We start from the raw sequence: 14,997 nt of genomic DNA on the forward strand, positions 1-14,997 counted from the left end.
ATTTTATATGTAAATTATTTATTAAAAATTACAGTTAACTTAAACTATAACTAATATAATGATTAAAATAACTAAAAACACATTTATACATATATTTCAATTTAATGTATTATCCTTCTCTAATACAACAGGAGGGCATATACTAATATTACTACTGTTTTTATAACTTTCATTTATTTTTTTTGTTTCAACAATATCCGTGATACTAGGTATACTATAATCAATACATGCATCAGGTAAAACAATATCCAAGTTTTTTGGAATTCTTAGTTGATATAAATAATAATTATCTTTACAATAACTTGAATATTTTAAATTATCATCTGAATTTATTGTGCAACAAAAAACATTTCTATTTACTTTTCTAGCAGAAAAACATCCTGATAACAAAAATATACAAAAATATTGTAAAATCAATAACCGACTATATATGTATACGTAGTTACCTTTTTTAATTTTATACAATACACACCACCTATATAAAATATTTTATTAATAATTACTATAGTAAATTAGCACTTATTAAAGATTTTCTCACTAAATTTATATTTTTTTCTGATAATGAAGTCATAGGAAGCCTAAGAGTGTCATAAGGTATTAAACCTAATTCTTTACAAGCCCATTTTACTGGAATAGGGTTAGAATCGAAAAATAAAGCTTGATGTACTGGTATTAAACAATTATTTACATATTGAGCATGTTTAAAATTATTTTTCTTGACTAAATCACAAAGCATTGACATTTCTTTTGCAGCTATATTTGCTGTTACAGAAATCACTCCATCTCCTCCTAATCTCATAAAATCTAATGCACTTAAATCATCTCCACTAAGCAAAATAAAATCTTCATCAACCAATCGCTTAATTTGATTTACTCGATTTAAATTTCCTGTAGCTTCTTTAATTCCTATTATATTTTTAATTTTTGACAAACGACCTACTGTTTCAGGCAACAAATCACATCCAGTTCTAGCAGGCACATTATATAATATTTGCAATAATTCTGTATTTTCTGAAATTGCTTGAAAATGTGTAAATAAACCTTCTTGATTCGGACGATTATAATAAGGAGTAACACTTAAACATGCAGCTATATCACTATTATTAAATTGCTTAGTTAACAAAATAGCTTCAGCAGTAGAATTCGACCCAGTTCCAGCTATTACAGGCAATCTTCCATCACAAAATTCTAAAGTCCACATAACTACATTAACGTGTTCTGCATGTGTAAGACCAGACATTTCTCCTGTAGTTCCTACAGAAACAATAGCAGAAGTTCCACTAGTTACATGATACTCTACTAATCTTTTTAAACTTTTTCGATCAATAGAACCCCTCAAATCCATCGGCGTAACTAATGCAACTATACTACCAGTAAACATGAATCATCCTCTCTCTCCAAAAAACACATAACATAAAGTCTATATATCAAAAATATAAAAAAATAAAACAATAACCAAATATTAAAATATTTATTGTATATAAACTGTTGTAAGCAATTTAAAAAAAATTATACTTGACATATAGTTTAATTTCTATTAATAAAAAATTAACTTGTACTTTAATAATAGTTACATTCTATATTATAGAATGTAACTATTAAATGCAATAACTAACATTAATAGACATCGATTTATTATAATTCATACTTAAAACTAAATGATATTTATTTATCATAATTCTACTATTAATAAACATTATTAATAATGTTATTCTAAAATCTAAATATAATAAAATTGAAAACAGAATTAGCATTAATTTTAATAAATTAGAAAGATTGTCTATTTTCTGAAAAATTTATACTTTATATTTAATCTTGTATATTAACTTTATTAAAAGTTTAATACATAGTAAAATTACAAATAAAAATATAACAAAATTTATAAAATCGATTATTATTAACAAATCAACAAAAAAATAACTGCATAAACAAGCATTCAAAAATTAAAACCATACCAAAAATTATATTAAATTATTTTAAATATATAAATTAATTTTATATATTAATACTAAATATTAAATATTTTAAATATCTATAATTAGACTGCTATATTACTGATTATGCTTAGAAATTTTATTAAAATACTAATAAAAATAATATAATTAATCATCTAATTATTATTTTGTTCCAAAAATTTTATCTCCAGCATCCCCAAGCCCAGGAATAATGTAACCATGTCTATTCAGCTGTTGATCAATAGATGCTAAATATAATTCAACATCTGGATGTTTTTTTTCCAAAGCTGTAATACCTTCTGGAGCAGCTACCAAAGATAAAATTTTTATATTATGGCATCCTGATTCTTTTAACAAATTGATAGCAGCAATTATAGTGCCACCAGTAGCTATCATAGGATCTAATACCATTGCCATACGTTTATTAATTTTAGACACTAATTTATGAAAATACGGTATTGGTTCTAAAGTAATTTCATGTCTATACACTCCTATCATACTAATACGAGCACTAGGAATATGCTCTAAAACACCATCCATCATACCTAACCCAGCTCTTAAAATAGGCACAACCGTTATCTTTTTTCCTTTTATACGTGCAATTTTTACTAATCCATTCCATCCTTCAATTACTACTGTTTCTATTTCTAAATTATCAGTAGCTACATAAGTTAATAAACTTCCTAATTCTGAAGATAACTCACGAAAACGTTTAGTACTAATATCACAAATACGCATTAATCCTAACTTATGTTGTACTAAAGGATGATGAACTTCAATTATTTTCATACAATTATATTCCTATTGAATACACTATCATACTATTCTAATACAATATTAGATTTTATGATTATAATTTATTACAACATAAGCAACAAAAATGATAATAACTAAAAACAATTACATTATATATAATTATTTTTAATTCAATATTAGATATGCAACAAATATCATTTAATAAAAATTTTTAATATACTTTTAATGAAAATTTTAAAATAATCTATAATATTACTTTTTACATTAAAAATTCTATTTTATTTCATAATTCCATTGATATATTTGTAATATCATATATCATTATGACCAATGAAAAAAAAGAAAACAAAAACTAGAATTGCGAAAGGAGTTTTTTTAATCAGTTTTATTATATTAATAATTCGATTGATTTTTTCTTTGATTAATTCCTGGAATTACTATAAAATGAATAATCTCAATTGTTCTTCTTACTATCTTACAAGTAATTCAAGAGTAAATGATTAGTTTTTTAACTAATACTCGATTCATTAGAATCTCAGTTATATTTAAATTGTTATTTATTTTTCATCTTTCTAAATAAAAGCACTACATTAATAAAAAATAAATACAATATTTCATACAAAAATTTCTTGTTGTAATATAAAATTAACAATATGCTGTACTCCATCTCCTATTTTTAAATTAGTAAAAACCCATGAGTTCTTTTTACGAATTCGACTAATATCTCTATTCATTACTTCTAATGATGCTTCAACATATACGGCCAAATCAATTTTATTAATTATTAATAAATCAGACTTAGTAATACCCGGTCCTCCTTTACGAGGTATTTTATCTCCTGCCGCAACATCAATAACATAAAAATTTAAATTTGTTAATTCAGGGCTAAATGTAGCACTTAAATTATCTCCACCACTTTCTATAAAAATAATATCTAAATCTTTAAATTTATTTATTAATTCTTCAACAGCCAGTAAATTCATAGACGCATCTTCTCTAATAGCAGTATGAGGACATCCACCAGTTTCCACTCCAATAATACGATCAGATTCTAATGCACCTGCATCTACTAAAATACGCTTATCTTCTGTAGTGTAGATATCATTAGTTACCACTGCTAACTGATAATTTTGCTTCATTCTTTTACATAACACCTCAATTAACAAAGTTTTTCCAGAGCCTACAGGACCACCAACCCCTACTTTAAGAGGTTTTATTATATTAATATTTTTTCTCATCATTAACAAAACACCATTTTATTAATTAAATATTCTTAAATTATATTATATATTTGAAAAATAATAATACATATTAATATAAAATCAAACTATCATTAAGAACGAAACAATCTAGAATACTGAACTTCATGATACGACGAAGCTATAGATTGCAACAAAAAATTACTTCCTAATTCACAATCTGTTACAATTTTTGCTTTATCCCAAGCTTTTGGAAAAAAACTTGATAAATATCTTATCAATTGTTGTGCTTTATTTTGACCAAAAGGTAATAATTTTACCCCTATAATTATAGAAGATTCCAATATATTATAAGCATATCCTAATGCCAAATTTTTAATAGGAATATTCCAAAAACAACCTAGCCATGCTATTGAAGCTAATCCACTATATTGAAACCCTGATATCCAAACTTCATCGATCGGAGAATACCATTGCAAAATCAATTTAGACATTGCTTTTCCACGTTGTTGTTCTTCCATTCTTAATTCATGAGTATCATAATATGATAAAATTCTTAAAGCACACTCTTCAAATTTTACAGAATCATTAATTTTAGAATAATAATAACAACGTTTTAACATAGGCCAATCTAGATACATGAGTTGGCCATGTATCCACTGTTTTTGCCAATCTATAAAATTTTCAATAGATTCTACCCATCCCAATTCTATTGCCGATTCTAATCCCTTAGAATAACTAAATCCTCCAATTGGCAAATTAGAGCTAATCAATTGTATAAGAGATAATAATGCTTTATCACTATGATAAACGTCCATTATATAATACAAAAATATTACAACATATATTTTATAGTATTATACATAAAATGTTTTAATTCACAAATATAAAAATACACTTCTATATATAGATATATTTTTCATGTATTAATCAATTAAAATAAAAAATAACGCTGTGTCATTGGAAGCTCAGAAACAGGTTCACAAATCAATAATTTTCCATCTGCTCTAACTTCATACGTCTGAGGATCTACTTCAATAACAGGTTGCCACGAATTATTAATCATATCTTTTTTTTGAATACTTCTACATTTTTTAATTTTTCCAATCAAACTAACCAATTTTAAACGATCGATTATATCTAAATTATAACTCATTTTAGATACAAAAGTCATTCGAACAGAATGTCTAGCATGTCCAAATCTTCCGAACATTAATCTATAACGTACTGGCTGTGGAGTAGGTATAGAGGCATTAGGATCTCCCATAATTGCAGATACAATCATTCCTCCTTTTATAACTAAATCTGGCTTAACGCCAAAAAAAGAAGGATTCCATAATACTAAATCTGCTAATTTACCTAACTCAACAGAACCAACTTCATGAGAAATGCCATGAGTTATAGCAGGATTAATCGTATATTTAGCAATGTATCGTTTTATACGAATATTATCATTATATTTACAATCTTCTTTTAATGATCCACGTTGTAATTTCATTTTATGAGCAGTTTGCCAAGTTCTTAAAATTGTTTCTCCAATCCTACCCATAGCTTGTGAATCAGAAGATATCATGGATAAAGCTCCTAAATCATGTAAAATATCTTCTGCAGCAATTGTCTCTCTACGAATTCTAGATTCTGCAAAAGCTATATCTTCAGGAAGATTAAAATTTAAATTATGACAAACCATCATCATATCTAAATGTTCATCAATAGTATTAGTAGTATATGGCATCGTTGGATTAGTAGATGATGGTAAAACATTACTAAATTCACACATTCGTATAATATCTGGAGAATGTCCTCCACCTGCTCCTTCAGTATGATAGGTATGTATAGTTCTATTATTTATAGCAGATATTGTATCTTCTACAAATCCAGATTCATTTAAAGTATCTGTATGAATAGATACTTGAATATCAAATCGATCTGCTACATTCAAACAACAATCAATAACAGCAGGAGTAGCACCCCAATCTTCATGTATTTTTAATCCAACTGCTCCAGATTCTATTTGCTCTATCAACGATTCTGGTAATGAAGCACTACCCTTTCCAGTGAGACCAATATTCACAGGTAATGAATCTGCTGCTTGTAACATTCTAGACATAAACCATGGTCCAGGAGTGCAAGTCGTTGCATTAGTTCCGGTAGATGGACCCGTACCTCCCCCAATTAATGTAGTAATTCCAGAATATAATGCTTCTTCTATTTGCTGAGGACAAATAAAATGAACGTGCGTATCAATTCCACCAGCAGTAACAATTTTACCTTCTGCTGATATCACCTCCGTTCCAGGACCAATACAAATAGTAACTCCAGGCTGAACATCCGGATTACCTGATTTTCCAATACCAACAATACGCCCATTAACTATCCCAATATCAGCTTTAATAATACCCCAATGATCTATAATTACTGCATTAGTTAATACTAGATCAACACAATCTTTACTACTCAATTGACTCTGTCCCATACCATCTCGTATAACCTTTCCTCCTCCAAATTTTACTTCTTCTCCATATATAGTAAAATCTTTTTCTATTTTAGCCCATAAATCAGTATCTGCCAATCGCACAGAATCTCCAAAAGTTGGACCATACATTTCAGAATATGTTTTCTTACTTAATCTATACATAAACTATTGATTTAATCTCCCCATAATTTTCTTTTGAAATCCAAAAACTTGCAGTTTTCCTGAATATTGTACTAACTCTACTGTCCTATTTTGCCCTGGTTCAAATCTTATTGATGTTCCGGAAGGAATATTTAATCGAAAACCAATAGATATCTCCCTATTAAATTTTAACATAGTATTTACTTCATAAAAATGAAAGTGAGACCCAATTTGAATTGGTCTATCTCCATAATTTGTAACAGTAACAATTACATATTTTCGATCAGAATTTAATTCTATTACACCATCTGTTATATAAAATTCACCTGGAATCATGATTTTTTGCTTTAAAATATCATACAAAAACTTTAAATTATTGGATCATGTACAGTTATTAACTTAGTTCCATCAGGAAAAGTAGCTTCAACTTGAATATTATCAATCATTTCAGGAACTCCCAACATTACATCATCTCTACTCAATATTGATCTTCCTAATTCCATTAATTCTGACACACTTTTTCCTTCTCTAGCACCTTCTAAAATCACAGAACTTATTAAAGCGATAGACTCAGGATAATTCAATTTTAACCCTTTATCACGTCTTTTTTGTGCTACTAAAGCAGCCATAAATACTAACAGCTTATCTTTTTCTCTTGGTAATAATTTCATAAATAATAAATTTCAATTTTTTATGTAAACCAAATACGTGGAATCACAGCTTCCTTTCCAATTATAACAGGACGTATTGTGCTCCAAATACAAAACAACAATTTTTTTAACTTTTGACTATCATTCCCTAACAATCTTACTATAAGTAACTCATTTAATAATGTTACTCCACCTATTTGAACTCCTACAACAGATTGAATTAATTTTCGTACTTGTTTTAATACAATTGCATTCGATGGAATTGCAAATAAATTAGCACTTATTTTAAAACCTCCTAATTTACTAGTAATACCATTATCTTGTTGAGTGCTAATTTTCAAGCGATCTCTTAATCCTACAAACCCAAATGCACATATATTTAAAGAAATATCTATTTCCTTTGGAGCTTTATACATCCCCATAAGATTAGTATTTCCAAAACATAAAATTTCAAATGAGATCATTCTAGCTCCTTTTTCTAACTGAAAAGTTGTATGCATTTTAACTTTTGATTTAGGAAAAAAAATACTATCTTGAGGAATCCATTCTAAAGCAGCACCATTTTGTATCTTAAAAAAATATTTTTGAAACGCCAATTTTCCATTAGTTTTATAAAATTTGCCAGCACTTGGGGTAGTCAACAATGCTCGACTTTTAGTTTCTAAATTTACCGATAATTCTAATCTATCTCCTCCTACCATTCCTCCAGAAGGATGTAATAAATATACATGAGGAGTACTTCCATCTTTTTCTGGATAAAAACTTTTTTGTACTACAAATGGACCAAAATGACGATTTCTTATCAGCACACTACGTCCTTTTATTACAGAAAAATTTAACTCCAATTTTCCTAACCAACCATCAAGATTGTTGTATAATAAATTCTCTTCTATCACAATAATTAAACTTGATTTGTTATAATTTAACTATTATTTATTTAATATTTAAAAAATTAATTTAAATTAATTCAATTCACTATATTTTATATTAACCTCAAAAAGATCATTTAACAGTATAAATCTCATATACCCAAATCTATAATATCATTAATGATTATCTATCTTTTTTATACATAAATCCCACCAGTATAATTCTTTTTTTATATAAACAACCGCTTTCTTCTTATTCTATTCATATTATATTCACAATAAATGTAATTAAACTATTCCCATTCAATAGTAGCAGGAGGCTTACTAGAAATATCATATACAACACGAGATATATCTTTAATTTCATTAACAACACGATTAGATACTTTATCTAAAAATTTATAAGGTAAATTTACCCATCTAGCTGTCATAAAATCTACTGTTTCTATAGCACGTAATGCTATCACCCACTTATATTTCCGATTATCTCCTTGTACTCCTACTGAATGAATAGGTAAAAACACTGCAAACGCTTGATTTATTTTGTCATATAAATTTTCATTGTACAACTCTTCAATAAAAATTTGGTCAGCTCGTCTAAGTATATTGCAATATTCTTCCTTGACTTCTCCTAGTATCCTGACAGCTATTCCTGGTCCAGGACAAGGATGTCTATACACTATTTCATGAGACAAACCTAAACTCAATCCAATACTACGTACTTCATCTTTAAATAAATTCTTTATAGGTTCTAATAACTTTAAATTTAAAATACCTGGAAGACCTCCTACATTATGATGGGATTTAATTAAATGAATCATTGAGTTTCTATTCTTAGGTGATACTCCAGATTCAATTATATCAGAATATATAGTACCCTGAACAAGCCATCTAACATTTTTCCTTTCACTTACATATGACTCAAATACTTCTATAAATGTCTTTCCTATTATTTTTCTTTTTTCTTCTGGATCTACAACACCAACTAAAGCATTTAAAAACCTCTTTTCTTCCGATAAACACACAATATTCAGATTCTGATATTCTTTACAAAAACTATTAAATCTATCGATTTCATTATAACATAACAACCCATTATTCACAAATACACAAATAAATCTATTATCAATTGCTCCTTGTAATAATAAAGCAGTAACACAAGAATCAACACCACCAGAAAAAGCAAGCACCACCTCATCTTGACCTACTACTTTTTTTACATTTTTAATAATATCTTTAATGATATTTCCTGATCTCCATGAAGATTTACATTTACAAATATCTATAACAAATCTTTTTAAAATATTAAGACCCTTTCTAGTATGCGTAACTTCTGGATGAAACTGTATACCATACCAATAATATTTTTTATGAGCTATAATAGCAATTTTATTATATTGGGTTAAACCAATAATATTAAAACCATTAGGAACAGAAATAACTAAATCTCTATGACTCATCCAAACTTCCAATATTGAATTACCTTCATTATTAATGAAATCATAAATATTATTTACTAACACATTTTGAGTAATAATTTTAACTTGAGCAGAACCAAATTCCCCTTGATTACCTGCATGTTGCACTATACCACCTAATTGATTAACCATAATTTGCATACCGTAACATATTCCCAATATTGGAATATTTAATGTAAAAATAAAATCAGGAATACATGGTTTATTATCTGCATATACACTATAAGGTCCACCGGAAAGAATTATGCCATCAGGATTCAACTTATTAAATTGAAATATATCAAAGTTCCAATGACACAAAACGGAATACACTCCTAATTCTCGAATTCTTTTTAAAATTAATTGAGTATATTGAGAGCCAAAATCTACAACCAAAATCCGATATTTAGCACATTTCATGTATTACATTTAACCCTATCAATAATCTTAAAATAATTCAAAATATTAAATACTATATATATGCTGTAAATCCCTCTTTATTTACACACATATAAACCATGAAGTATACGATATTTGTAATTCTTTTTCTATTTGAATCTATAATTCGGAGCTTCTTTTGTAATCATTACATCATGTACATGTCCTTCTCGCATCCCAGAATGGCTGACTCGTACAAATTTTGTTTTTGTCCTCAAATCATCAACAGTCAAACATCCTGTTAATCCCATACAAGAACGTAATCCACCCATTAACTGATGTATAATCATTTTTAATTTTCCTTTATAAATAACCCGACCTTCAATTCCCTCGGGAACTAATTTCCCAACAATATTTTCATCTTGTTGAAAATATCGATCAGATGAACCACGATTCATAGCTCCTAAAGAACCCATTCCTCTATAACTCTTAAACGATCTTCCTTGATAAAACTCTATATCTCCTGGAGATTCCTCAGTACCTGCTAATAAAGAACCAACCATAACACAATGTGCTCCTGCTGCTATAGCTTTAGCTATATCTCCAGAAAATCTAATACCTCCATCAGCAATAATAGGTATATTAGTATTTTTTAATGCTTGCGATACATCATATATAGCAGTGATTTGAGGAATGCCTACACCAGTTATGATCCGTGTTGTACATATAGAACCTGGTCCTATTCCAACTTTTATTGCATTAACTCCAGCTGCCTTTAAAGCTAACGCTCCCTCTTTAGTAACAACATTTCCTCCTATAATAGGTAAATTAGGATATATTCTTCGAATATTTGAAATAAAATTCAATATACTTTCCGAATGACCATGAGATGAGTCAATTAATAAAATATCTACACCAGCATTAACCAATCCATCAATTCTATTTCTATAATCTGTATTAATACCAATTGCTGCACCCACTCTTAATCGACCATCACTATCTTTACATGCGTTAGGCTTACGTTCTGATTTTTCAAAATCTTTTGCAGTAATCATACCTTTCAAATGAAATAAAGAATCTACTAATAATATTTTCTCTACTCTTTTCTCATGCATCTTATTAAGAACTGTTTTTCGATCCTTTTTCTCACATACTGTTATTAATCGATTCTTAGGAGTCATAACATCAGAAACTAATGTTTTTAAATTATTTATAAAACGTACATCTCGGCTAGTTACAATTCCCACTAATTCATTCTTATTTATTACCACCGGATAACCAGCAAATCCATTTCGAAAAGTTCTTTCTTTTACTTCCAATAATGTAGTATTAGGAGAAACACATTGAGGATTAGTTACAACACCACTTTCGTAACGTTTAACCCGACTTACTTCATCAATTTGTTTTGTTAAAGACATATTTTTGTGTATAAAACCTACTCCTCCTTCTTGAGCTATAGCAATAGCTAAACTAGATTCTGTTACCGTATCCATAGCTGCAGAAATAACAGGAATATTTAACATAATAGAATCAGTTATTCTAGTTTTTAAAATCACTTCTGCAGGCAACACAGACGATCTCTCTGGAACAAGAGACACATCATCAAAAGTCAAAGCTTCTTTTAAAAAAAACATATCACATATACTGTCATTATATAATTTAATAAAATACTATACAAAATTATAAAAATAATATATACATATATTTATATCATATCAATCTACTCATACAAAAAATCCCTTAATAATCAAAAAAATCTATTCTGGTAGACACACCCACTATTTTATCACAGATAAAAATAATATATCTTTATATCATCAAAATAATTAAATCTTTATATATAAATCACTTCATCAAAACAATTAATGATATCTTTTCTTAAAAATATTGTATATTTTTTTATAAAAATATAATATAAATAAAATATTAAATATTTTATAGAACTATTATATTCATTAATGTGTTAGACTATTATTTAAACTTATTAAAAATCAATATAATTAACTGCATGTTCACATGAACAACAATTTTATTAATCAAAAATTGTTACAACAATCAAATATAAAAATACATTCTCCTATTGATGTTGCATTAATTGGAGCTGGTATTATGAGTACAACATTAGGGATGGTTCTAACATTGTTAGAACCATCTTGGAAAATAAATATGTATGAACGCTTAAATGAACCAGCTCAAGAAAGTTCTAACGCCTGGAATAACGCAGGAACAGGACATGCTGCATTCTGTGAATTAAATTACACAGAATATGACAATATAAACAATTCTGTTAACATTAAAAAAGCACTTACAATAAATACTGCATTTGAATTATCACTACAATTCTGGGCATATTTAACTAAAGAAAATATTCTCAAAAATCCAGAATCTTTTATTCGTAATATTCCTCATATAAGTTTTGTATATAATGAAAACAACATTGCTTTTTTAAAGACACGATTTCAGGAATTAAAAAAAAATATATTTTTCAATGGAATGATTTATTCTGAAAATCCCAAAGAAATTGAATCATGGATTCCTCTAATCATGACAGGACGAAACAAACATCAAAAAGTAGCTGCTACTTATATGTCAATGGGAACAGACATTAATTTTGAGGAAATTACACAACAATTATTAAATCAATTAAATAAAAATCCTAATTTTAATATATATTTTCAACATAACGTGACATGTATACAGTCTCATAATAATATCTGGAATATATCCATACAAAATACACAACATAAAATCAAAAAGAATATTCATGCTAAAAGTATATTTATTGGAGGAGGAGGAGGATCTCTTAATCTATTACAAACCTCTAAAATTAAAGAAATTCAAGGATACGCTGGTTTTCCAGTGGGGGGGCAATTTCTTATTACGCAAAATCCGAAAATAGTATCACAACATTCAGCAAAAGTATATAGTAACTCCCCACTTCATATGCCTCCTATGTCAATTCCTCATTTAGATGCTCGTATACTTAATGGAAATAAAGTTTTATTATTTGGGCCATTTGCTACTTTTAGTGGAAAATTTTTAAAATACGGATCTTGGTTAGATTTATTTCATTCTTTAAATAAAAACAATCTTTTACCAATGATTCAAGCTGGATTGGATAATATATCTTTAATTAAATATTTAATTCAGCAATTAACTATGTCTCATAAAGATCGCATTTATTCTCTTAAAAATTTTTATCCAGAAGCTGATTCAAAAGATTGGTCACTAATACAAGCAGGTCAACGAGTTCAAATTATTAAAAAAAACCACAAAAATAAAGGTATTTTGCAATTTGGAACGGAAATAGTAAATTCATCAAACGGATCGTTATCAGCATTACTCGGTGCATCTCCAGGAGCATCAACTTCTGTAGCAATAGCAATAAAATTGTTATATATTATGTTTAATAAACAAATACACAGAAATTCCTGGAAATCTAAACTTCAAGAAATAATACCATCATGTTTTCAATATATTAATAATAATAATATAACAATAACAAATCAACTTAGAAAAAATACTAGAAACTCCCTGAATTTAATTTTTATAGAATAAAAATTAAACAATAAATTATGTGTTTTATACAATATATTCCACATTAAGTTAATATATTCTTTATGATTTCATAACAAAAGGATTAATAGCATCCTTAAATTTTATACGAAAAAAAATGCCATTTAAATTTAAAGCACGACAAAAATATTTTTTTAAATATTTTTTATATTCAACAGATAATTGATTAACTTTAGTTCCGTGAATAACAATAGTTATTGGATTATACCCTCCAATGTGTACATATTTAGGTTTAGGTGCTACACCTTTCATTTTTAAAGAAAATGGAGGATTGTGTTCAACAAGAGCTTCATTCATAATACGAGTTAAAACAGCTGTACTAATAATCTTTAAAGAATTATAATATATCTTTGATATTGATTTAAATAATAATTTAATTCCACCTCCATGCAACGCAGAAATAAAATGAATTTTAATTGTTGAAAAACCCATAAACCTTATTTTATTCATTAAAGATTTAATAATAATTTCTTTAGATAATTTTTCATTTTTAAATGAAAAATTATCCCATTTATTTAATGCTATTACCAACGATTTACCATTATTCATAATAAAACTCAATAAAGATAAATCTTGATCTACAATACCTTCTTGAACATCAATCATTAATAAAGTTACATGAGCATTTTTAATAATTCGTAAAGTTTTAAAAATAGCTATTTGTTCTGCTGAACAACTATTATTATTAATGTATTTTCTATTTCTTCGAATTCCTGCTGTATCAATTAATATGTATTTTTGATTATAATAAACAACCGGAATATATATAGAATCTCTAGTAGTACCTGGAATTCTAGAAGTAATCACACGATTTTCTTGTAATATATAATTTATAAAAGTAGATTTCCCAGAATTTGGACGACCCACTACAGCTAATTTAATAGCAGAACCATCTTCTGATGCTATAAATTCTCTATTTTTACTTTCTCTGTTTATAAAATAGGATTGTCTTTTATCACTAACAAATATTTTTTGTGCTATTTTAAAAATCTTATCTATCAAAATATCAATACCATTTCCATGAATCGCGGAAACAGTTATAAATTCTTCAATTCCAAAAGAATAATAATTATACCCAGTTTCTAAATTCTTAGACTTAAAATTATCAATTTTATTAACTACAATAAATATATTTTTTTTTCCTAATTTACGTAAATTTTTAACAATATTATAATCCGTTGATGATTCTAAAGAATGTCCATTTACTACAAATAATACAATATCAGCTTCTTTAATAGCTAAATTTGCTTGATAATTAATAGAATCTTGAAGAAATGAGTTAAAATTTTCATTAATTCCACCTGTATCTATGATGATACATCTATTATTCTTGTATTGAATGCATCCATATTGTCTATCTCTAGTAAAACCAGAACAATTCGTTGCCAATGCAAAACGATTTTGTGTTAATTTATTAAATAAAGTAGATTTTCCTACATTTCTTTTTCCAATTAATGCAACAATAGGTAATTTTTTTTTGTCCATTTTAAATAAAACCAATTTAATAAATTAACACAACCATTTTAATGATAACTAAAGA

Annotated in this window: 13 protein-coding genes; 1 reads left to right on the forward strand and 12 read right to left on the reverse strand. The window is 27.2% G+C overall.

Annotation, left to right across the window (positions count from 1 at the left end; genetic code table 11):
- Positions 1-96: 96 nt before the first annotated feature.
- The 11 genes from Bfest607_RS02615 to guaB all read right to left on the reverse strand — a co-directional run bounded on the left by Bfest607_RS02615 (position 97) and on the right by guaB (position 11,515).
- Complete coding sequence (locus Bfest607_RS02615) at positions 97-390, reverse strand: hypothetical protein (RefSeq protein ID WP_500838192.1); 294 nt, start codon at positions 388-390, stop codon at positions 97-99.
- A 112-nt stretch (positions 391-502) separates the two neighbouring features.
- Positions 503-1,381: a 4-hydroxy-tetrahydrodipicolinate synthase gene (gene dapA / locus Bfest607_RS02620; RefSeq protein WP_500838193.1), complete on the reverse strand. Its 879-nt coding sequence runs from the start codon at positions 1,379-1,381 to the stop codon at positions 503-505.
- A gap of 736 nt (positions 1,382-2,117) precedes the next feature.
- Positions 2,118-2,744, reverse strand: a complete 627-nt coding sequence (gene upp, locus Bfest607_RS02625) for a uracil phosphoribosyltransferase (RefSeq protein ID WP_500838194.1) — start codon at positions 2,742-2,744, stop codon at positions 2,118-2,120.
- Between the two features lie 581 nt (positions 2,745-3,325).
- Positions 3,326-3,937 (reverse strand): urease accessory protein UreG, encoded by a 612-nt coding sequence (ureG, locus tag Bfest607_RS02630; protein ID WP_500838594.1) that lies wholly within the window; start codon positions 3,935-3,937, stop codon positions 3,326-3,328.
- Positions 3,938-4,044: 107 nt separating this feature from the next.
- Positions 4,045-4,728 (reverse strand): urease accessory protein UreF, encoded by a 684-nt coding sequence (locus Bfest607_RS02635; RefSeq protein WP_500838195.1) that lies wholly within the window; start codon positions 4,726-4,728, stop codon positions 4,045-4,047.
- Between the two features lie 116 nt (positions 4,729-4,844).
- Entirely contained in the window at positions 4,845-6,548 is a 1,704-nt protein-coding gene (ureC, locus tag Bfest607_RS02640; RefSeq protein ID WP_500838196.1) for an urease subunit alpha, read from the reverse strand.
- Between the two features lie 3 nt (positions 6,549-6,551).
- Positions 6,552-6,863, reverse strand: a complete 312-nt coding sequence (locus Bfest607_RS02645; protein WP_500838197.1) for an urease subunit beta — start codon at positions 6,861-6,863, stop codon at positions 6,552-6,554.
- 32 nt (positions 6,864-6,895) lie between these two features.
- Complete coding sequence (locus tag Bfest607_RS02650; protein WP_500825234.1) at positions 6,896-7,198, reverse strand: urease subunit gamma; 303 nt, start codon at positions 7,196-7,198, stop codon at positions 6,896-6,898.
- Positions 7,199-7,218: 20 nt separating this feature from the next.
- Positions 7,219-8,073, reverse strand: coding sequence for an urease accessory protein UreD (locus tag Bfest607_RS02655; protein WP_500838198.1), 855 nt, complete (start codon positions 8,071-8,073; stop codon positions 7,219-7,221).
- Between the two features lie 266 nt (positions 8,074-8,339).
- Complete coding sequence (gene guaA / locus Bfest607_RS02660) at positions 8,340-9,923, reverse strand: glutamine-hydrolyzing GMP synthase (RefSeq protein ID WP_500838199.1); 1,584 nt, start codon at positions 9,921-9,923, stop codon at positions 8,340-8,342.
- Between the two features lie 128 nt (positions 9,924-10,051).
- Complete coding sequence (gene guaB / locus Bfest607_RS02665) at positions 10,052-11,515, reverse strand: IMP dehydrogenase (protein WP_500838200.1); 1,464 nt, start codon at positions 11,513-11,515, stop codon at positions 10,052-10,054.
- 382 nt (positions 11,516-11,897) lie between these two features.
- On the opposite strand from guaB, the gene mqo reads away from it, so the two are divergent.
- A complete protein-coding gene (mqo, locus tag Bfest607_RS02670) occupies positions 11,898-13,439 on the forward strand; it encodes a malate dehydrogenase (quinone) (protein WP_500838201.1) in 1,542 nt (513 codons plus the stop codon).
- Between the two features lie 60 nt (positions 13,440-13,499).
- Here mqo and der read toward each other — a convergent pair whose 3' ends face one another.
- Positions 13,500-14,942, reverse strand: coding sequence for a ribosome biogenesis GTPase Der (gene der, locus Bfest607_RS02675; protein WP_500838202.1), 1,443 nt, complete (start codon positions 14,940-14,942; stop codon positions 13,500-13,502).
- Positions 14,943-14,997: the final 55 nt, after the last annotated feature.

This window comes from Candidatus Blochmannia festinatus (nom. nud.), from assembly GCF_059936355.1.

Bases quoted from the DNA above. Each gene is read 5' to 3' on its own strand.
- dapA (WP_500838193.1), bottom strand. From the start codon at position 1,381: ATGTTTACTGGTAGTATAGTTGCATTAGTTACGCCGATGGATTTGAGG.
- upp (WP_500838194.1), bottom strand. From the start codon at position 2,744: ATGAAAATAATTGAAGTTCATCATCCTTTAGTACAACATAAGTTAGGA.
- Bfest607_RS02635 (WP_500838195.1), bottom strand. From the start codon at position 4,728: ATGGACGTTTATCATAGTGATAAAGCATTATTATCTCTTATACAATTG.
- ureC (WP_500838196.1), bottom strand. From the start codon at position 6,548: ATGTATAGATTAAGTAAGAAAACATATTCTGAAATGTATGGTCCAACT.
- Bfest607_RS02645 (WP_500838197.1), bottom strand. From the start codon at position 6,863: ATGATTCCAGGTGAATTTTATATAACAGATGGTGTAATAGAATTAAAT.
- Bfest607_RS02650 (WP_500825234.1), bottom strand. From the start codon at position 7,198: ATGAAATTATTACCAAGAGAAAAAGATAAGCTGTTAGTATTTATGGCT.
- guaA (WP_500838199.1), bottom strand. From the start codon at position 9,923: ATGAAATGTGCTAAATATCGGATTTTGGTTGTAGATTTTGGCTCTCAA.
- guaB (WP_500838200.1), bottom strand. From the start codon at position 11,515: ATGTTTTTTTTAAAAGAAGCTTTGACTTTTGATGATGTGTCTCTTGTT.
- mqo (WP_500838201.1), top strand. From the start codon at position 11,898: ATGAACAACAATTTTATTAATCAAAAATTGTTACAACAATCAAATATA.
- der (WP_500838202.1), bottom strand. From the start codon at position 14,942: ATGGACAAAAAAAAATTACCTATTGTTGCATTAATTGGAAAAAGAAAT.